Source organism: Klebsiella sp. CN_Kp091, from assembly GCF_040065095.1.
GTDB lineage: Bacteria > Pseudomonadota > Gammaproteobacteria > Enterobacterales > Enterobacteriaceae > Klebsiella > Klebsiella aerogenes.
In genome coordinates this window covers 22,493-41,097 of the sequence record NZ_JBEAIO010000006.1, presented here as the reverse complement: position 1 = coordinate 41,097, position 18,605 = coordinate 22,493, and the positions used below count along the sequence as shown (strand labels likewise).

Annotated in this window: 18 protein-coding genes and 1 other annotated feature; of the genes, 12 read left to right on the top strand and 6 right to left on the bottom strand. The window is 54.1% G+C overall.

From position 1 onward, the window contains the following. Positions 1–42: 42 nt before the first annotated feature. Both sbmC and dacD read right to left on the bottom strand, forming a co-directional pair. Positions 43–516 (bottom strand): DNA gyrase inhibitor SbmC, encoded by a 474-nt coding sequence (sbmC, locus tag ABLV17_RS06480; protein WP_113373519.1) that lies wholly within the window; start codon positions 514–516, stop codon positions 43–45. Positions 517–667: 151 nt separating this feature from the next. Further along, a complete protein-coding gene (gene dacD / locus ABLV17_RS06475; RefSeq protein ID WP_213316842.1) occupies positions 668–1,834 on the bottom strand; it encodes a serine-type D-Ala-D-Ala carboxypeptidase DacD in 1,167 nt (388 codons plus the stop codon). A 386-nt stretch (positions 1,835–2,220) separates the two neighbouring features. Between dacD and ABLV17_RS06470 the strand changes: the two genes are divergently transcribed. Both ABLV17_RS06470 and sbcB read left to right on the top strand, forming a co-directional pair. After that, positions 2,221–3,369, top strand: a complete 1,149-nt coding sequence (locus ABLV17_RS06470; RefSeq protein WP_348854147.1) for an acyltransferase — start codon at positions 2,221–2,223, stop codon at positions 3,367–3,369. A gap of 156 nt (positions 3,370–3,525) precedes the next feature. After that, positions 3,526–4,947 (top strand): exodeoxyribonuclease I, encoded by a 1,422-nt coding sequence (gene sbcB / locus ABLV17_RS06465; RefSeq protein WP_348854146.1) that lies wholly within the window; start codon positions 3,526–3,528, stop codon positions 4,945–4,947. A gap of 38 nt (positions 4,948–4,985) precedes the next feature. On the opposite strand, the gene fusA is transcribed toward sbcB, so the two are convergent. Beyond that, positions 4,986–7,088: an elongation factor G gene (gene fusA, locus ABLV17_RS06460; RefSeq protein WP_348854145.1), complete on the bottom strand. Its 2,103-nt coding sequence runs from the start codon at positions 7,086–7,088 to the stop codon at positions 4,986–4,988. Between the two features lie 238 nt (positions 7,089–7,326). On the opposite strand from fusA, the gene ABLV17_RS06455 reads away from it, so the two are divergent. Continuing rightward, positions 7,327–7,638 (top strand): helix-turn-helix domain-containing protein, encoded by a 312-nt coding sequence (locus ABLV17_RS06455; protein ID WP_015365828.1) that lies wholly within the window; start codon positions 7,327–7,329, stop codon positions 7,636–7,638. A gap of 112 nt (positions 7,639–7,750) precedes the next feature. Here the strand turns inward: ABLV17_RS06455 and plaP are convergent, their stop codons facing one another. The 3 genes from plaP to ABLV17_RS06440 all read right to left on the bottom strand — a co-directional run bounded on the left by plaP (position 7,751) and on the right by ABLV17_RS06440 (position 11,140). After that, positions 7,751–9,109 (bottom strand): putrescine/proton symporter PlaP, encoded by a 1,359-nt coding sequence (plaP, locus tag ABLV17_RS06450; protein WP_015365827.1) that lies wholly within the window; start codon positions 9,107–9,109, stop codon positions 7,751–7,753. 288 nt (positions 9,110–9,397) lie between these two features. Then, positions 9,398–10,279, bottom strand: a complete 882-nt coding sequence (locus ABLV17_RS06445) for a LysR substrate-binding domain-containing protein (protein WP_348854144.1) — start codon at positions 10,277–10,279, stop codon at positions 9,398–9,400. Between the two features lie 36 nt (positions 10,280–10,315). Further along, entirely contained in the window at positions 10,316–11,140 is an 825-nt protein-coding gene (locus ABLV17_RS06440; RefSeq protein ID WP_045379289.1) for an SDR family oxidoreductase, read from the bottom strand. 176 nt (positions 11,141–11,316) lie between these two features. On the opposite strand from ABLV17_RS06440, the gene hisL reads away from it, so the two are divergent. From hisL to hisIE, 9 genes are all read left to right on the top strand, one after another. Then, positions 11,317–11,367 carry a his operon leader peptide gene (gene hisL, locus ABLV17_RS06435; RefSeq protein WP_009654477.1) on the top strand — a complete coding sequence of 17 codons (51 nt, stop codon included), beginning with the start codon at positions 11,317–11,319 and terminating at the stop codon, positions 11,365–11,367. Further along, positions 11,343–11,465, top strand: a sequence feature (His leader region). (Overlaps the previous gene by 25 nt.) Before the next feature lie 47 nt (positions 11,466–11,512). Further along, positions 11,513–12,412, top strand: a complete 900-nt coding sequence (gene hisG, locus ABLV17_RS06430; RefSeq protein WP_045379285.1) for an ATP phosphoribosyltransferase — start codon at positions 11,513–11,515, stop codon at positions 12,410–12,412. Positions 12,413–12,451: 39 nt separating this feature from the next. Further along, positions 12,452–13,756 (top strand): histidinol dehydrogenase, encoded by a 1,305-nt coding sequence (gene hisD, locus ABLV17_RS06425; RefSeq protein WP_059305097.1) that lies wholly within the window; start codon positions 12,452–12,454, stop codon positions 13,754–13,756. Then, positions 13,753–14,814, top strand: coding sequence for a histidinol-phosphate transaminase (gene hisC / locus ABLV17_RS06420; protein WP_087860477.1), 1,062 nt, complete (start codon positions 13,753–13,755; stop codon positions 14,812–14,814). Before hisD ends, hisC begins: the two co-directional genes overlap by 4 nt. Continuing rightward, the gene (gene hisB / locus ABLV17_RS06415) at positions 14,811–15,878 is read left to right on the top strand and encodes a bifunctional histidinol-phosphatase/imidazoleglycerol-phosphate dehydratase HisB (protein ID WP_087860476.1); all 1,068 of its coding nucleotides are present in this window, start codon (positions 14,811–14,813) and stop codon (positions 15,876–15,878) included. Before hisC ends, hisB begins: the two co-directional genes overlap by 4 nt. Next, the gene (hisH, locus tag ABLV17_RS06410; protein ID WP_087860475.1) at positions 15,878–16,468 is read left to right on the top strand and encodes an imidazole glycerol phosphate synthase subunit HisH; all 591 of its coding nucleotides are present in this window, start codon (positions 15,878–15,880) and stop codon (positions 16,466–16,468) included. The genes hisB and hisH overlap by 1 nt, the downstream gene beginning before the upstream one ends. After that, entirely contained in the window at positions 16,468–17,205 is a 738-nt protein-coding gene (gene hisA / locus ABLV17_RS06405) for a 1-(5-phosphoribosyl)-5-[(5-phosphoribosylamino)methylideneamino]imidazole-4-carboxamide isomerase (RefSeq protein ID WP_271031464.1), read from the top strand. Before hisH ends, hisA begins: the two co-directional genes overlap by 1 nt. Then, the gene (gene hisF / locus ABLV17_RS06400; protein ID WP_045391773.1) at positions 17,187–17,963 is read left to right on the top strand and encodes an imidazole glycerol phosphate synthase subunit HisF; all 777 of its coding nucleotides are present in this window, start codon (positions 17,187–17,189) and stop codon (positions 17,961–17,963) included. Before hisA ends, hisF begins: the two co-directional genes overlap by 19 nt. Next, positions 17,957–18,553, top strand: coding sequence for a bifunctional phosphoribosyl-AMP cyclohydrolase/phosphoribosyl-ATP diphosphatase HisIE (hisIE, locus tag ABLV17_RS06395; RefSeq protein WP_113373509.1), 597 nt, complete (start codon positions 17,957–17,959; stop codon positions 18,551–18,553). Before hisF ends, hisIE begins: the two co-directional genes overlap by 7 nt. Positions 18,554–18,605 lie beyond the last annotated feature (52 nt).

Here is an 18,605-nt window from a genome sequence, read left to right as displayed (position 1 = left end):
TGCGCTAATGTAAAAAACCTTGTCAAGATAAGGGATAACGACTTACGAGCCGATACGGTTCACCGCCACATACATCTCAATATCCCAGTGACCATCCTGGTTGCCATCGTTAAGATAAATTTCAAAACAGGGCTTATCCGCGATTTCGAACTCGCTGCTCTGCAGCAGGCTGTCAAAGAACTGCAGCCAGGGCGTGGAGAAATCATGGTTAATGACCCGCGCGCTGGCGCAGGCGTAGTCGCCACCGGCAATTGCGGTGAGGATCACCCCTTCGCTATTAGGTGGGATGACGTAATCATCCGCCACGGTAACAACGGTGTCACAACGCAGTTTTTCCGCCGGTACCTGCTGCGGATTATCGTAATAAACCGCGACCCACTCCTGCGCCGGCACCTGGTGGTGACTGACCCACGCCGCCAGTTGTTCAAACCCCTGTTTTACGGTCTGCTCCCAGGGGCCAACCATATGAAACCCGGCAATCTTGCGGGGAGAGAGAGATTGAATGCTGTAGTTCATAGCGCCTCCAGTGTTGATAAAATACTGTATAAATATACACTAAATTTAGCAGCCAGATGAACAACAGTATGTGCGCGGATTCACAGAGTCGCCACAAGCGCGAAATGAATGAAGCCCGCCGCGGAGTGCGGCGGGCCAGAGGGTAACGAGATTAAATGCCGTGATGCAGATAATCGCTCAGGCGGGAAAACATCCCGCCCTTGCCTACGCTTTCCAGGGTCACCAGCGGCCAATGCCCGACCACTTTGTCGCCATCGTAAAGCGAGATTTCGCCCACGCGTTGGTTAGCGGCGAGCGGCGCTTCCAGATCCTTAGTATCCAGTACATATTTTGCTTTGATACGCGGAACTTCTGATTTCGGGATCGCGAGCCAGAAGTCCCGATCGGTGCCGAGCTTGATCTGCTCTTTGTCGCCATACCAGATATGTTCGACGCCGACCTGCTTACCTTTTTGCAACACCTGCACGGTGTCAAAGTTCTGTTGACCCCAGTGCAGCAGCTTAGCCGCCTGCTCTTCCCGCCCTTTTGGACTATCGGCCCCCATCACCACGGCAATCAAACGGCGCTGGCCATCGACCGCCGAGGCAATAAGATTGAAGCCCGCTCCTGAGGTATGGCCGGTTTTCAGGCCATCGACATTCATGGTTTTGTCCCACAGCAAACCGTTACGGTTCTGTTGGGTGATACCGTTCCACGTCAGGCTTTTTTCGCTATACATGTGATAGACATCCGGCTCGCCGTGAATAATCGCCCGCGACAACACCGCTAAATCATAGGCGGAGCTATGCTGGCCAGGCGCGTCGAGTCCGTGGACGGTTTCAAAATGGGTATCTTTCAAATGCAATTTTTCAACGTAGCTATTCATCAACGCGACAAATTGTGGTTGGCCGCCGGCGACATAGTCAGCGAGCGCGACGCAGGCGTCATTACCGGAATCGACGATCAGCCCGCGGCTAAGATCGCGAACGCTAACCCGATCGCCCGCTTTAAGGAACATCAGCGAAGAACCGTTAAACACCGGATTGCCCTTGGCCCAGGCATCCTTACCGACGGTGACCATATCATCAAAGGTAATGCGATGGCTGTCGATGGCGCGGTCGACAACGTAACCGGTCATCAGTTTGGTCAGGCTGGCGGGGTTACGCTGTTGGTGTTCATTACCGGCGGTCAGGATTTGACCGGTAGTGTAGTCCATCAGCACCCAGGAACCGGCCTGGATCGAAGGCGGCGTCACGGTGACGGGCAAATCAGCGGCAGCAAATGCGCAGGAAACGCTCGAAGCGAGCAAAGTTACAGCAAATAAAAAACGGCCTTTCAACGGCATATCCTCAAGATTTACAGATTCGCCGTCCTTTTTACGGAAGTTCGCCTGAGAGATCAGGGTTAAATTGCAAGAAAATATGACATGGTGGATTTATCGATGCTCATAATGAATAAAAAGCATAACAACTAACATATCTAATATAACGCCATTTATTTTAACGAGGCTATTAACACCCATAATTAGCATGGGATTTAAAAACACTTAAACACAAAAAGTAATTAAGAAAAAACCTAAAAACGCATGTCATAAAAAATTAATATGAAAAACCTTCATGAGGTTATTCTTAAATGCTTTCCATAAACAATTCCTATGTAGACATTTCAACTGCTCATATATTATCTATTAACATCTAATTCACAAACGTATTCATTGGTGTAACGATGAGCCAGAATAAAAACTGGTCTCCTGAGCTTGATGGCTTGCGAGGCTATGCTTCCTTGTGGGTCCTACTCGGTCACATTTGTATTTTGACACGATGCAACATCCCTATCCTGAGTAACCCGGATTTTGGTGTCGATCTTTTCATTTTGCTGTCCGGCTACTTGATGGCCAAGAATTACATAGAGAGGCAGCATGTCGAACCCTGGACGTCCGTGAAAACGGTAACTTCATTTTGGACAAGGCGCTTTTTCCGAATCGCCCCGCTTTACTATGTCCTTCTAATTGTGGCATTTATTTTCGGTGAAACCTTTGGCCATTACCGGGATGCTATCGCGCTGGCATGGCCTGAAACGCAAACGGAGACCGCGAGATATACCGACTCTTCAATGGCGAACGTGTTAACGCACATCTCATTCACCTTTGGTTTCCTTCCATATTATTCATTCAGGACAGTTCTTCCTGACTGGAGTATTGGGCTTGAAATGCAATACTATGCCCTGTTCCCGTTTATCATGATGCTGGTTTTGGGGATTGGTTTCATTAGGACTTGCCTGGCAGTGATTGTAATGTGCGTAATGGCAGCATTTATTTTTCCTGGATATTTCGCCGCATTCCCTATGCCCTCAATGATTTTATTCAAACTACCTTTATTTATATCAGGAATGTTGCTCTATAAAGCCGTAGCAGAGAACAGTAAGATTTATGTTATGGTTGCATTGCTTTCCCCACTCGCTGCATTTTTAATGGGTTACTTTACTTCACCTATCAGGATGATCATTGAGATTATGATAATCCTTGGGATGTCGACTCTTCTGATGCCACATAGTGAGAAATCGCCACTAAAAGGTATTGTCTTCCTGGGCAGAAAGCTACTTTCCGCCCGCTTCAGCCAGTTCCTCGGCGACGTATCTTATTCGGTATATCTGTTGCATTTAATGATTGTTATTCCGTTGATCGGATGGCTTGTTCAACATCAGACCTATGTGCAACTTCCTGCATTGATCCGTTTTGTTATTGCTGCAGTGATAATTTTACCAATAACTTATATCATTGCTATAAACCTATACAAATACATTGAAAAAAGAGGCATTGCATTGGGGCGTAAAATTATAAAACCTAATAGCATTAAGGTTAACGAAACGGCTTAAACAATACCTATAGCCAAAGAGAGTACGTGGCGATATTATTTTAATAATAATAGCGCCACGACATTAAAACCCAATACAAACTTTAGTTGCGCCTTCAATGCTTATAGGTGAAAATTAGCCTATCAAATAGATTATCAAAGCGATTACATTTCAATTATGGCTGACGGCGAACAACAATCCTTCCTCTTCCACGACTACGAAACCTTCGGTACCAGTCCTTCGCTCGACCGGCCGGCGCAGTTCGCCGCCATCCGCACCGATAGCGATCTGAATGTCATTGGCGAACCGGAAGTCTTCTACTGCAAGCCTGCCGACGACTATCTGCCGCAACCGCAGGCGGTGATGATTACCGGTATTACGCCACAGGAAGCGCTGGCAAAAGGTGACAACGAGGCCGCTTTCGCCCGCCGCATCAACGATCTGTTCACGGTGCCGAAAACCTGTATCGTCGGCTACAACAATGTCCGCTTTGATGATGAAGTCAGCCGTAATATTTTTTACCGCAACTTCTACGATCCGTACGCCTGGAGCTGGCAGCATGATAATTCGCGCTGGGACCTGCTGGATGTGATGCGCGCCTGCTATGCCCTGCGCCCGGAAGGTATCAACTGGCCGGAAAACGAAGAAGGTCTGCCAAGCTTCCGCCTTGAGCATCTGACCGTCGCGAATGGCATTGAGCATAGCAATGCCCACGATGCAATGGCCGATGTGTACGCCACTATCGCGATGGCGAAACTGGTGAAGACCCATCAGCCGCGCCTGTTTGAATATCTGTACAGTCATCGTAATAAACGCAAGCTGGCGACGTTGATTGACGTGCCGCAGTTGAAACCACTGGTCCACGTTTCCGGGATGTTCGGCGCCGCCCGCGGCAACACCAGTCTGGTCACGCCGCTGGCCTGGCATCCGGATAACCGCAATGCGGTGATAATGGTTGATCTGGCGGGGGATATGTCACCGCTACTGGAGCTTGAGGCTGATACTCTGCGCGAGCGTTTGTACACCCCGAAAGACGAACTCGGCGATTTACCGGCAGTGCCGATTAAGCTCCTTCATTTAAATAAATGCCCGGTGCTGGCGCAGGCCAATACGTTGCGCCCGCAGGATGCCGACCGTTTAGGTATCAATATTCAGCGCTGCCTGGAGAACGCCCAACTGCTACGTGCAAATCCGCAGGTTCGTGAGAAAGTGGTGGCCCTGTATGCCGAAGCCGAGCCGTTCGTGCCATCGGATAATGTTGACGCCCAACTGTACAACGGATTCTTTAGCGATGCCGATCGCGCGGCGATGAAGATTGTGCTGGAAACCGAACCCCGTAATCTGCCGGCGCTGGATATTACCTTTGCTGATAAACGCATTGAACGCCTGCTGTTTAACTACCGCGCGCGTAACTTCCCCGGTACGCTTGATGAAAACGAACAGCAGCGCTGGTTAGAGCACCGCCGTAACGTCTTTACGCCGGAATTTTTGCAGGCCTATGCCGATGAACTGCAGGTGATGTATCAACAGTATGCTGACGATAGTGAAAAACAGGCCCTGTTGAAGGCGCTGTGGCAATATGCGCAGGAAATCGTTTAACCCGGGCCAGGCCGTCACCGTAGCCCGGGAGTACTGACTTAACTTTTCGCGCGGCTGGCGATGATGTCGTCGGCCACGTTACGCGGCGCTTCCGCGTAATGATGGAACTCCATGCTATAGGTCGCACGGCCCTGCGACATCGAGCGCAGCGTGGTGGAATAACCGAACATTTCGGCCAGCGGCACATCGGCACGAATAATCTGGCTACCGAAACGCTCCTCCATCCCCTGCACCATTCCGCGACGGGAAGAGAGATCGCCCATAATATTCCCGGCGTAATCTTCCGGGGTCTCCACTTCGACGTGCATCACCGGCTCCAGGATCACCGGGTCCGCTTTTCGCGCCCCTTCCTTAAAGCCAAAAATCGCCGCCATACGGAAGGCCATCTCGGATGAATCAACGTCATGATACGAACCAAACGTCAGAGTCGCTTTGACGTCGACAACCGGATAGCCCGCCAGCACGCCGGCGCCCATCGCTTCACGCAGCCCTTTTTCCACAGAAGGGATGTATTCACGCGGTACCACCCCGCCTTTGGTGGCATCTTCAAACACAAAGCCGCTACCCGCAGCCAGTGGCTCCAGGGTCAGCACGACGTGCCCATACTGCCCCTTACCGCCGGACTGCCGCACAAATTTCCCTTCCACATCCTTCACCGTTTTACGGATGGTTTCCCGATAGGTAACCTGCGGACGGCCAATATTTGCCTCAACGCCAAACTCGCGTTTCATACGGTCGACGATAATCTCCAGATGCAACTCCCCCATCCCGGAGATAATCGTCTGCCCGGACTCTTCATCGGTATGCAGGCGGAAGGACGGATCCTCGGAAGCCAACCGCTGTAGCGCAATGCCCATTTTCTCCTGGTCGGCCTTGGTCTTCGGTTCAATCGCCAGCGAAATAACCGGTTCCGGGAACTCCATACGCTCGAGAGTGATGACCGCATCCGGATCGCACAGCGTATCACCCGTCGTGACATCTTTTAAACCAACGCAGGCGGCAATATCACCGGCATGCAGCTCGTCGACTTCGTGGCGATCGTTGGCATGCATCAGCACGATGCGCCCGATACGCTCTTTCTTGCCCTTCACAGGGTTAAAGACTGCATCGCCTTTTTTCAACGTTCCGGAATAGACGCGAATAAAGGTCAACTGGCCGACGTAGGGATCGGTCATGAGTTTAAACGCCAGCGCCGACAGCGGCTCATCGTCGCTCGGGTGACGTTCCGCCGGTTGCCCCTTGTCATCAATGCCCTGAATCGCCGGAATATCCAGCGGCGACGGCATTAACTCAACGACCGCATCGAGCATCCGCTGCACGCCTTTATTTTTAAAGGCGCTGCCGCAGAGCACCGGCTGGATTTCGCCGCCAACCGTGCGTTTACGTAGCCCGGCCACAATTTCCGCTTCGCTCAGTTCGCCGCTTTCGAGATATTTATCCATCAGCTCATCACTGGCTTCCGCCGCGGCCGAAACCATTTTTTCCCGCCACTGCCGGGCCGTCGCCAGCAGGTCATCAGGCACAGGCGCATAGCTGAACGTCATCCCCTGCGCGGCATCATCCCACAGAATGGCCCGCATCTTTATCAGGTCAACGACGCCGGTGAAATGCTCTTCGGCGCCAATTGGGATCACAATCGGCACCGGGTTGGCCTTCAGGCGATCGATCATCATTTGCACCACACGGAAGAAATCGGCGCCCGGGCGGTCCATTTTGTTCACGAACGCCAGTCGCGGAACGTGATACTTGTTGGCCTGCCGCCAGACGGTCTCTGACTGCGGCTGTACGCCGCCGACCGAGTCATAGACCATCACCGCGCCGTCCAGCACGCGCATCGAGCGTTCTACTTCGATGGTAAAGTCCACGTGCCCCGGGGTATCAATGATATTGATACGATGGGGCTCAAAGCTGCGGTCCATCCCGGGCCAGAAGCAGCTTACCGCTGCGGAAGTAATGGTAATCCCACGCTCCTGCTCCTGCGCCATCCAGTCGGTTGTTGCCGCGCCATCGTGTACTTCACCCAGCTTATGGCTCATCCCGGTGTAAAACAGAATGCGCTCAGTGGTGGTGGTTTTGCCGGCATCGATATGCGCGGAGATACCGATGTTGCGATAACGTTCGAGGGGGATGGGTCGGGGCATGATGCGTCCTTAGTCATTTTGACTGTCAATGAGCGGCTAAATCTGCCGCGGTTAGGTTTACGGCATCTATAATAGTACAATTGTACGAGTATATTCGAACTATTTTCACTATCACTGCTATCGGACAGCTTGCGACGGCGCGCGTGGCGCAAGAAAAGGAGTTTGGGTATAGTAGCCGCCAGCCGCCGATACGGGTTGCTGTTCGCGTGAACAGCACAACCGCCGACACAGGAATATTATGATCGCCAATCACCCCGAACGTGAACAAATTCGCCTCGAAAATGTTCTTTTTGCCCTCGGCAACCCCTTGCGGCTGGAAATCATTCGCACGCTCTCCGACGGCAGCGAGCAGAGCTGTAACGCGCTGCGCAAAGAAGATATCGCTAAATCCACCATGACTCACCACTGGCGGGTGCTGCGCGACAGCGGCGTGATCTGGCAGCGGCCACAGGGGCGTGAAAATCTCATTTCGCTACGCCGCGACGATTTGGATGCCCGTTTTCCAGGACTGTTGGATACACTGCTTAATGTGATGCGACAGGAGAAGTAAGCCATCCCTGTCCCCCCGGTAAGGCGACCGCCGCCAGCGGGGGAAAACCAGCGGACGCCAGAAACAAAAAAGCCGGAGGTCTCCCTCCGGCTTTTCTTATCATAAAGCGTAATTACGCAACGTCTTCGTACTGCGGTACCGGGTTGCGGAAGCTTTTGGTTACGCACGCCAGGTAAATCAGACCGATACCGGCCCAGATCAGACCCAGGATCATCGAGCTCTCTTCCAGGTTAACCCACAGCGCGCCAACGGTCAGAGCGCCGCACATCGGCAGGAACAGATACTGGAAGTGGTCCTTCAGCGTCTTGTTGCGTTTCTCGCGGATCCAGAACTGGGAGATAACCGACAGGTTAACGAAGGTAAACGCCACCAGCGCACCAAAGTTAATCAGCGCAGTCGCCATCACCAGGTCAAAGTTAATCGCCAGCAGCGCGATCGCGCCAACCAGGATGATGTTCATCGCCGGGGTGCGCCAGGTCGGGTGAACGTAGCCGAAGAAGCTTTTCGGGAATACGCCATCACGGCCCATCACGTACATCAGACGCGCAACGCCAGCATGCGCCGCCATACCGGAAGCCAGCACGGTGATGGTGGAGAAGATCAGCGCGCCCACCTGGAAGGCTTTACCTGCCACATACAGCATAATTTCAGGCTGTGAGGCATCCGGATCCTTAAAGCGCGAGATATCCGGGAAGTACAGCTGCAGGAAGTAGGTGGCAAAAATGAAGATCAGGCCGCCAATCAGCGCAGTCAGGAAGATAGCGCGCGGAATAACGCGTTCAGCATCTTTGGTCTCTTCAGACAGATTGCTGATGCCGTCAAAGCCGGTAAATGAGAAGCAGAGTATCGTCGCTCCGGTAATCATCGGGATAACGTGCGCATCGCCGGACCAGAACGGACGGCTGCTGGCCAGCGTACCAGCGCCCTCGCCTTCAAATACGCCATACACCACCATGCCGAGGATCACGGCAATCAGCACCACCTGCAACACCACGATAACGGTATTGAAGTTGGCGACGGACTTGATGCTGCGCAGGTTGAAGGCGGTCATGAACGCGACCAGCGCGATAACAAACACCCACGATGGAATCGAAGGCACCAGCGCTTCAAAGTAGATTTTCGCCAGCAGGATGTTGATCATCGGCGCGAACAGGTAGTCGAGCAGAGAGGACCAACCCACCATGAAGCCTACGGTCGGGCTAATGGATTTCTGGGCGTAGGTATACGCGGAACCCGCGGAAGGATAACGGCGTACCAGCTTCCCGTAGCTCAGCGCAGTAAAAAGAATAGCGATTAACGCAAAGGCGTAGGCCGTCGGCACGTGACCGTCGGTCATACCAGAGACGATACCAAACGTATCGAACAGCGTCATCGGCTGCATATAGGCCAGGCCCATCATTACAACCGGAACTAACGTAAGCGTTTTACGTAATTCCACGCGAGAGGTATTTGGAGTAGCGTTATGCGACATAGTTATCCCCTTTTACGGTGAAGGCCAGCGCGTAAGCAAAAAATTGCCCCATTTCTTTCTATTCCTCAGCGACAACGACTGTCGGTTTTTAGTAAATATCTATCCGGTACGAAGCCCGGCCTCTTGGTATTGAATGATGTGTCTTTCGACCAAAAAAATAACCGACACTTTAAAAAAAGCGTCGGCTAGTCTCTGGTTTTCAGGCTGCGTATTTTGCAACAACTTCTGGCTTAATGACAAGATGTTGTAGGGTTTATTAATAGGCTAAGAATTCTAACCGACTAATATTCATACTATTTTAGTATTGTAGATCTGACGAATAGCACTATTTGCTAATATCGCTTGTAACCACCATTGCGCGGCAAGGCCAAAAACGTCTTCATTCCAGCCAATCCATGCCCGATGCAACCGCGCGGGTGTGGTAATGCGTTTCTCGACCAATTTTCCCTTCTCAAGCCAGGGCTCAGCCAGATAACGTGGCAGGTAGGCCCAGCCCAGGCCGGCGCATACCAGCTCCAACAGGCCGTTCATATCAAAAACCGTCACCGTCTCCTGCTTTTCGCCCGGCGGTAAACCGGCAGCGCAAATAATCGTCCGGTATCGCTGTAACACTCGCAAACTCAACGGTTCCTTAGCCTGCGCCAACGGATGATTAACCTCGACTACAAAACACAGATCCAGTTCGCCAAGCAGACGAAAACCATAACCCACCAGCGTTGGCGGCTCGTTAAGCGCGCCCAGCACCATGTCGACCTCGCCTGCCGCCAGAGCATCCCAACCGCCAGCAGCGGTGAACTGCAAACGGGTCACGTTGTGCTGTTGATAAAACTGTTCCATCAAGGAAGATAAAAGCGAGAAAGGGAAAGTCATATCGACACTGATGGTCAGAGTATTTTCCCAGCCCTGATGTAGCCTGATGGCCTGCAGCTCAAGTTCGCGAGCGGTATGGAGTAGCTCACGCCCCTTCTCCAGCAGCATCTGCCCGGTGCAAGTAAAGCGCGCCCGATGACCGCTGCGATCCAGCAGTTGGATATTCAGATCGCTTTCTAATTTATGGATGGTATAGCTCAGCGCCGAGGGGGTTTTATAGAGCTTTGCCGAGGCCGCGGCAAAGCTCCCCTCTTTATCTAAGGCATCAAGAATAACGAGAACATCCAGCAGTGGTTTCATCGCCCCCCCTTACGGTACGCGATCGTCTGCTGGCGGTTACTCCATCGGCATCACCAGCGGATCGGGGTACTGGTATTCAAAGCCAAGCTCATAGCATATCCGGTTGCCATCAATGATTTTGCCTTTACCCCCCTCCGGGTTATCGGTAAATACCGGTAACGGCAGCCCAAGTTCACGGGCCATCTGCGGATAAAAGACGCCGCGCGCCGGATGCTGCGGCGCACATATATTATAGATGTGTCCGCCTTTCGGAGCCTGAAGCAATAACTCAATCGCGGCAATAACGTCCTGCAGATGCACCAGATTGACCCCGTGCTGGCCATCCGGGGCCGATTTACCGGCAAAGAAACGGCCGGGATGGCGCGATGGTCCAACCAGTCCGGCAAGACGCAGAATATCCACCGAGGTCCCCGGCAACGCATGCAGCCAGTCCTCCAGCTCTTTCAGAACCCTGCCGCTGGCGGTTTGTGGATTGCGTGGCGAATTTTCCTTCATCGTTCCTTCGGTATTGCCATAAACCGAAGTCGAACTGGTAAAAATAATGCGTGGAATATGCCGCGAGAGCGCGGTATCGACAATCTCCTGCACCGCCTGTAGATAAAAATCTTCCCCGGGCCCCGTGCGCCGCGCAGGTAACGTGATGACCAGCGCATCGACGTTCATCATCGCGTCCAGATCCTCTGCATCACAGATCAACTGGGGTTCAAGGCGCAGCGGATACCCTTCAATTCCGCACATCCGCGCCGCCTCTACGCCGTCCTGCGTCGTTTTACTGCCGGTGACATGCCAACCGCGCGCCCGCAATGACAACGCAAGCGGCATGCCCAGCCATCCTAACCCGACAATCGCGACCTTTTTCATACCCTGGCTCCTGACTCATTCGCTGTGCTGATACTAGGCTACGCTAGCCTGCGAGACCTGACAATTTGTTCGGCGAATATGAAATGAATTAATGATGGAAAAAAGGGCTTGCTTTATTCGCCGCAACTGGTTTAGGTTAAAAGACATCAAATGCATAGTCATTCAAAGAGAATTTTATGAACAGCGTTCAATTTAAAAACCACCACCATCACCATCATCCTGACTAGTCTTTCAGGCGATGTGTGCTGGAAGACGTTTGGATCTTCCAGTGGTGCATGAACGCAAAGAGAGCCCCCGGAAGATTCACTTCCGGGGGCTTTTTTTTGGACCGAATTCGGACAGATTCAGACAGGTATTCAGAGGAAAACAACAATGTTAGACAACACCCGTTTACGCATAGCTATTCAGAAATCCGGCCGTTTGAGTGAGGATTCACGCGAACTGCTCGGCCGCTGCGGCATTAAAGTCAACCTGCACACCCAGCGTCTGATCGCCCTTGCGGAAAACATGCCGATCGATATTCTGCGCGTTCGCGATGACGATATTCCGGGGCTGGTGATGGACGGCGTTGTCGACCTTGGAATTATCGGCGAGAACGTGCTGGAAGAAGAGCTGCTGAGCCGCCGCGCGCAGGGCGAAGACCCGCGCTATTTCACCCTGCGCCGTCTCGATTTTGGCGGATGCCGCCTGTCGCTGGCGACACCGGTGGATGAAAACTGGAATGGCCCGGCGGCGCTGGACGGCAAACGCATCGCCACCTCTTACCCGCACCTGTTAAAACGCTATCTCGATCAGAAAGGTATCTCCTTTAAATCCTGTCTGCTGAACGGTTCTGTCGAAGTCGCGCCGCGCGCTGGCCTTGCCGATGCCATCTGCGATCTCGTTTCTACCGGCGCAACCCTTGAAGCCAACGGTCTGCGCGAAGTTGAAGTTATTTATCGTTCCAAAGCCTGCCTGATCCAGCGCGACGGTGAGATGGACGATGCGAAACAGCAGCTGATCGACCGTCTGCTGACCCGTATTCAGGGGGTTATCCAGGCCCGCGAATCGAAATACATCATGATGCACGCGCCGACCGAACGGCTGGAAGAAGTGGTGGCACTGCTGCCGGGCGCCGAGCGGCCAACTATTCTGCCGCTGGCGGGCGACAAACAGCGGGTAGCGATGCACATGGTCAGCAGCGAAACCCTGTTTTGGGAAACCATGGAAAAACTGAAAGCGCTGGGCGCCAGCTCCATCCTGGTGCTGCCGATCGAGAAGATGATGGAGTAATCCAGCAATCCGCATACGGGACAAACAGGGGAAATGACCATGAGCTTCAATACCATTATCGACTGGAATAGCTGCAGCGCCGCACAACAGCAACAACTATTAATGCGCCCGGCGATTTCAGCTTCCGAGAGCATCAGCAAAACGGTAGCCGGGATCCTCGGCAACGTTAAAGAGAATGGCGATGCCGCTTTACGCGAATATAGCGCCAAATTCGATAAAACCACCGTCACGGCGCTGAAAGTGTCTGACGAAGAAATTGCCGCTGCCGGCGCGCGCCTCAGCGACGAACTCAAACAAGCGATGGCGGTAGCGGTCAACAATATCGAGACCTTTCATAACGCCCAGCAGTTGCAGGTTGTCGATGTTGAAACCCAGCCCGGCGTACGCTGCCAGCAGCTTACCCGCCCTATCGCCTCTGTCGGCTTATATATTCCGGGCGGCTCGGCGCCGCTGTTTTCAACGGTGCTGATGCTGGCAACGCCAGCGCGCATTGCCGGCTGTCAGGAAGTGGTACTGTGTTCGCCGCCGCCGATTGCCGATGAAATCCTTTATGCGGCGCAGCTGTGCGGCGTGCGTAATATCTTTAACGTCGGCGGCGCGCAGGCTATCGCGGCAATGGCCTTCGGTACCGAATCGGTGGCAAAAGTCGCTAAAATCTTTGGCCCCGGCAACGCCTTCGTCACCGAGGCCAAACGCCAGGTCAGCCAGCGCCTCGACGGCGCGGCTATCGATATGCCTGCCGGCCCGTCGGAAGTTCTGGTGATCGCCGACGGCGGCGCGACGCCGGATTTCGTCGCCTCCGATTTACTCTCCCAGGCGGAACATGGCCCGGATTCCCAGGTTATCTTGCTGACCCCTGACGCCGACATGGGCTCCCGGGTCGCCGCAGCGGTTGAACGTCAGCTAGCTGCCCTGCCGCGTGCCGAAACCGCACGTGAAGCGCTTTCCGCCAGCCGTATCATTGTCGCCCGCGATCTCGCGCAATGTGTAGAGATCTCAAATCAGTACGGGCCGGAGCACCTGATTATCCAGACCCGCAACGCCCGTGAACTGGTTGACGGTATCACCAGCGCCGGTTCGGTATTCCTCGGCGACTGGTCGCCAGAATCGGCAGGTGATTACGCCTCCGGCACCAACCACGTGCTGCCAACTTATGGGTACACCGCGACCTGTTCCAGCCTCGGTCTGGCGGATTTCCAGAAACGAATGACCGTACAGGAACTGACGCGTGAAGGCTTTGCCGCCCTCGCCCCGACTATCGAGATCCTGGCTGCAGCCGAACTGCTGACCGCCCACAAAAACGCCGTGACGCTACGCGTGGCCGCCCTTAAGGAGCAAGCATGAGCATTGAAGACTTAGCCCGCGCCAATATTCGCGCGCTGACGCCGTATCAATCCGCCCGCCGTCTTGGGGGAAAAGGCGACGTGTGGCTGAACGCCAACGAATTCCCCACCGCTGTGGAATTCCAGTTGACCGAACAGACGTTAAACCGCTACCCGGAACCACAGCCGAAAGCGGTTATCGAAAACTACGCGCAATATGCTGGCGTAAAACCAGAGCAGGTACTGGTGAGCCGCGGTGCTGACGAAGGTATCGAGTTGCTGATTCGCGCCTTTTGCGAGCCGGGTGAGGACGCGGTCCTTTATTGTCCCCCAACCTACGGCATGTACAGCGTCAGCGCCGAAACCATCGGCGTTGAGTGCCGCACGGTGCCGACGCTCGCCGACTGGCAGCTCGATTTGCCTGCTATCGAAGCGAATCTCACCGGCGTGAAAGTGGTGTTTGTCTGCAGCCCAAATAATCCAACCGGGCAGATAATCAATCCACAAGATTTCCGCGCCCTGTTGGAAATGACGTGCGGTAAAGCGATCGTGGTAGCGGATGAAGCCTATATTGAGTTCTGTCCGCAGGCGTCGCTCGCCGGTTGGCTAAATGAATACCCGAACCTGGTTATCCTGCGCACCTTATCGAAGGCTTTTGCGCTGGCCGGACTGCGCTGCGGTTTTACGCTGGCGAATGCAGAGGTGATTAATGTCCTGCTGAAAGTCATCGCGCCTTATCCGCTTTCGACGCCGGTCGCCGATATCGCCGCCCAGGCGTTGAGCCCGGCAGGAATTGCCGCCATGCGCGCGCGCGTGGCGCAGATCCTTGATGAGCGCGCTTACCTGGTCAATGCGCTGCGTGGCATCGCCTGCATCGAGCAGGTGTTCGATTCCGAGACCAACTACCTGCTGGCGCGGATAACCGCCTCCAGCGCGGTGTTTAAATCTTTGTGGGATCAGGGCATTATCTTACGTGACCAAAATAAACAACCCTCATTAAGCGGCTGTTTGCGTATCACTATCGGTACCCGTGCAGAGAGCCAGCGCGTGATTGACGCTTTGACTGCGGAGAATGTATGACCCAGAAGTTTCTCTTTATTGACCGTGACGGTACGCTTATCTCCGAACCGCCGGTTGATTTTCAGGTAGACCGGTTTGAAAAACTGGCCTTCGAGCCGCAGGTGATCCCGGCGCTGCTTAAGCTGCAGCAGGAAGGCTACAAGCTGGTGATGATCACCAACCAGGACGGACTTGGTACCGATAGCCTGCCGCAAAATGAGTTCGACGGCCCGCACAACCTGATGATGCAGGTCTTCTCCTCGCAGGGCGTTAATTTTGAATCCGTCCTGATCTGCCCGCACATGCCTGGCGATAACTGCGACTGCCGCAAGCCGAAGACCCAGCTGGTATTGCCGTGGCTGGAAGACGGCGTGATGGATAAAGCCCACAGTTACGTCATCGGCGATCGCGCCACTGATATAGAGTTAGCGGATAACATGGGCATCACCGGCCTGCGCTATAACAGTGAAACGCTAAACTGGCCGACCATCTGCGAACAGCTGACCCGTCGCGATCGCTACGCTCACGTTGAACGTATCACCAAAGAGACTCAGGTTGACGTTAAAGTCTGGCTGGACCGTGAAGGCGGCAGCAAGATCCACACCGGCGTTGGTTTCTTCGACCACATGCTCGATCAGATTGCCACCCACGGCGGCTTTCGCCTGGAGATTAACGTCGGCGGCGATCTTTACATCGACGATCACCACACCGTAGAAGATACCGGCCTGGCGTTAGGCGAAGCGCTGAAGCTGGCGCTGGGTGATAAGCGCGGCATTAACCGCTTTGGCTTTGTGCTGCCGATGGATGAGTGCCTGGCGCGCTGTGCGCTGGATATCTCTGGCCGTCCGCACCTCGAATATAAAGCTGACTTCACCTATCAGCGCGTCGGCGACCTGAGCACCGAGATGGTCGAACACTTCTTCCGCTCGCTCTCCTATACCATGGCGGTGACGCTGCACCTGAAAACCAAAGGTAAAAACGATCATCACCGCGTCGAGAGCCTGTTCAAAGCCTTCGGTCGTACACTGCGCCAGGCCATTCGGGTCCAGGGCGACACCTTGCCATCTTCAAAAGGGGTATTGTGATGAACGTGGTGATCCTCGATACCGGGTGCGCCAACCTCAACTCGGTGAAATCTGCGGTGAGCCGCCACGGCTATGAGCCAGTGGTCAGCCGCGAGCCGGATGTTGTTCTGCGCGCCGATAAACTTTTTCTGCCCGGCGTCGGCACAGCGCAGGCTGCGATGGATCAGCTGCGCGAACGCGAGCTCATTGACTTAATTAAAGCCTGTACCCAGCCGGTGCTGGGGATCTGTCTCGGCATGCAGTTACTCGGTGCGCGCAGCGAAGAGAATAACGGCGTTGAGTTACTGGGCATTATTGATGAAGACGTGCCGAAAATGACCGACCACGGATTGCCGCTGCCGCATATGGGATGGAACCGGGTGTATGCCAAAGCCGGCGATCGTCTGTTCCGCGGCATTGAAGAAGGCGCCTATTTCTATTTCGTCCATAGCTACGCCATGCCGGTAAATCCGTACACTATCGCCCAATGCAACTACGGCGAGGCCTTCACCGCGGCGGTACAGAAAGATAACTTCTTTGGCGTACAGTTCCACCCTGAGCGCTCAGGTAGCGCCGGTGCGCAGCTGCTGAAAAATTTCCTGGAGATGTAATGATCATTCCAGCTTTAGATTTAATTGACGGTACCGTGGTACGCCTGCATCAGGGCGACTACGGCCAGCAGCGCGACTATGGCAACGATCCGTTACCACGCCTGCAATCCTATGCAGACCAGGGCGCGGAAGTATTGCACCTGGTTGATCTGACCGGGGCAAAAGACCCGGCAAAACGTCAGATTCCGCTGCTTAAGACCCTGGTCGCCGGCGTTACGGTACCGGTGCAGGTCGGCGGCGGCGTACGTACGGAAGAAGACGTTGCCGCACTGCTTGACGCCGGCGTGGCGCGCGTAGTGGTCGGTTCAACGGCGGTGAAATCGCCGGAAGTGGTCAAAGCCTGGTTTAAACGCTTTGGCCCCGAACATCTGGTGCTGGCGCTGGATGTACGCATTGATGCCGAGGGCAATAAACAGGTGGCGGTGAGCGGCTGGCAGGAAAACTCTGGCGTCACTCTGGAAGAGCTGGTGGAAAGCTATCTGCCGGTCGGCTTGCAACATGTGCTGTGTACCGATATCTCCCGCGATGGCACTCTCGCGGGTTCCAACGTCTCACTGTATGAAGAGGTCTGCGCGCGTTATCCGCAGGTGGCGTTCCAGTCTTCCGGCGGGATCGGCGGTCTCAACGATATCGCCGCGCTGCGCGGAACCGGCGTCCGCGGCGTGATCGTCGGCCGCGCGCTGCTGGAAGGTAAATTCAACGTAACGGAGGCCATCCAATGCTGGCAAAACGGATAATCCCCTGCCTCGACGTCCGCGACGGCCAGGTAGTGAAAGGCGTACAGTTCCGCAATCACGAAATTATCGGTGATATTGTGCCGCTGGCAAAACGCTATGCCGATGAAGGCGCGGATGAACTGGTGTTCTACGATATTACCGCCTCCAGCGATGGCCGGGTAGTCGATAAAAGTTGGGTTTCACGCGTGGCGGAAGTCATTGATATTCCCTTCTGCGTCGCTGGCGGGATTAAGTCGCTGGAAGACGCGGCGCAGATCCTCTCCTTTGGCGCCGACAAAATTTCAATTAACTCGCCTGCGCTTGCGGATCCAACGTTAATCACCCGCCTCGCCGATCGCTTTGGCGTGCAGTGCATCGTGGTAGGTATCGATACCTGGTTTGATGAACAAACCGGTAAATATCACGTTAATCAGTACACCGGCGATGAGAGCCGAACTCGCGTCACCCAATGGGAAACGCTGGATTGGGTGCAGGAAGTACAAAAGCGCGGAGCAGGAGAAATCGTCCTCAACATGATGAACCAGGACGGCGTGCGCAACGGTTACGATCTGGATCAGCTCAGAAAGGTCCGTGAAGTATGTAACGTTCCGTTAATTGCCTCCGGCGGCGCCGGAACCATGGAGCACTTCCTTGAGGCCTTCCGCGACGCCAACGTCGATGGCGCCCTCGCCGCTTCCGTGTTCCATAAACAGATTATTAATATTGGCGAATTAAAAACGTTCCTGTCAGCCCAGGGCGTGGAGATCAGGGTATGTTGAGTGAACAGCTCGATTGGCAAAAAACCGACGGCATGATGCCGGCCATCATACAGCACGCTGAATCTGGCGAAGTGTTAATGCTGGGATATATGAATGAAGACGCGCTGGCGAAAACGCAAGAAAGTGGCAAAGTGACCTTCTACTCGCGCACCAAACAGCGCCTGTGGACAAAGGGTGAAACCTCCGGCAACTTTCTTAATGTGGTCAGCATCACCCCCGATTGCGATAACGATACCCTATTAGTGTTGGTCAACCCGATAGGCCCGACCTGCCACAAAGGGACTTCAAGCTGCTTTGGGGAAACCGGACACCAATGGCTGTTCCTCTATCAACTGGAACAACTGCTGGCCGAACGCAAACATGCTGACCCGGAGAGCTCATACACCGCGAAACTGTATGCCAGCGGCACCAAACGTATTGCGCAAAAAGTAGGTGAAGAAGGCGTGGAGACCGCGCTTGCAGCAACGGTACATGATACGTTTGAGCTGAAGAATGAGGCTTCTGACCTGATGTATCACCTGCTGGTGCTGCTGCAGGATCAGGGGCTGAATTTAGGGGAAGTGATCGATAATCTTAAGTCTCGACATTAGTAAAACATTACCTGCATAAAATAGACTCTGGTTTAATGTGATGACCATTTAA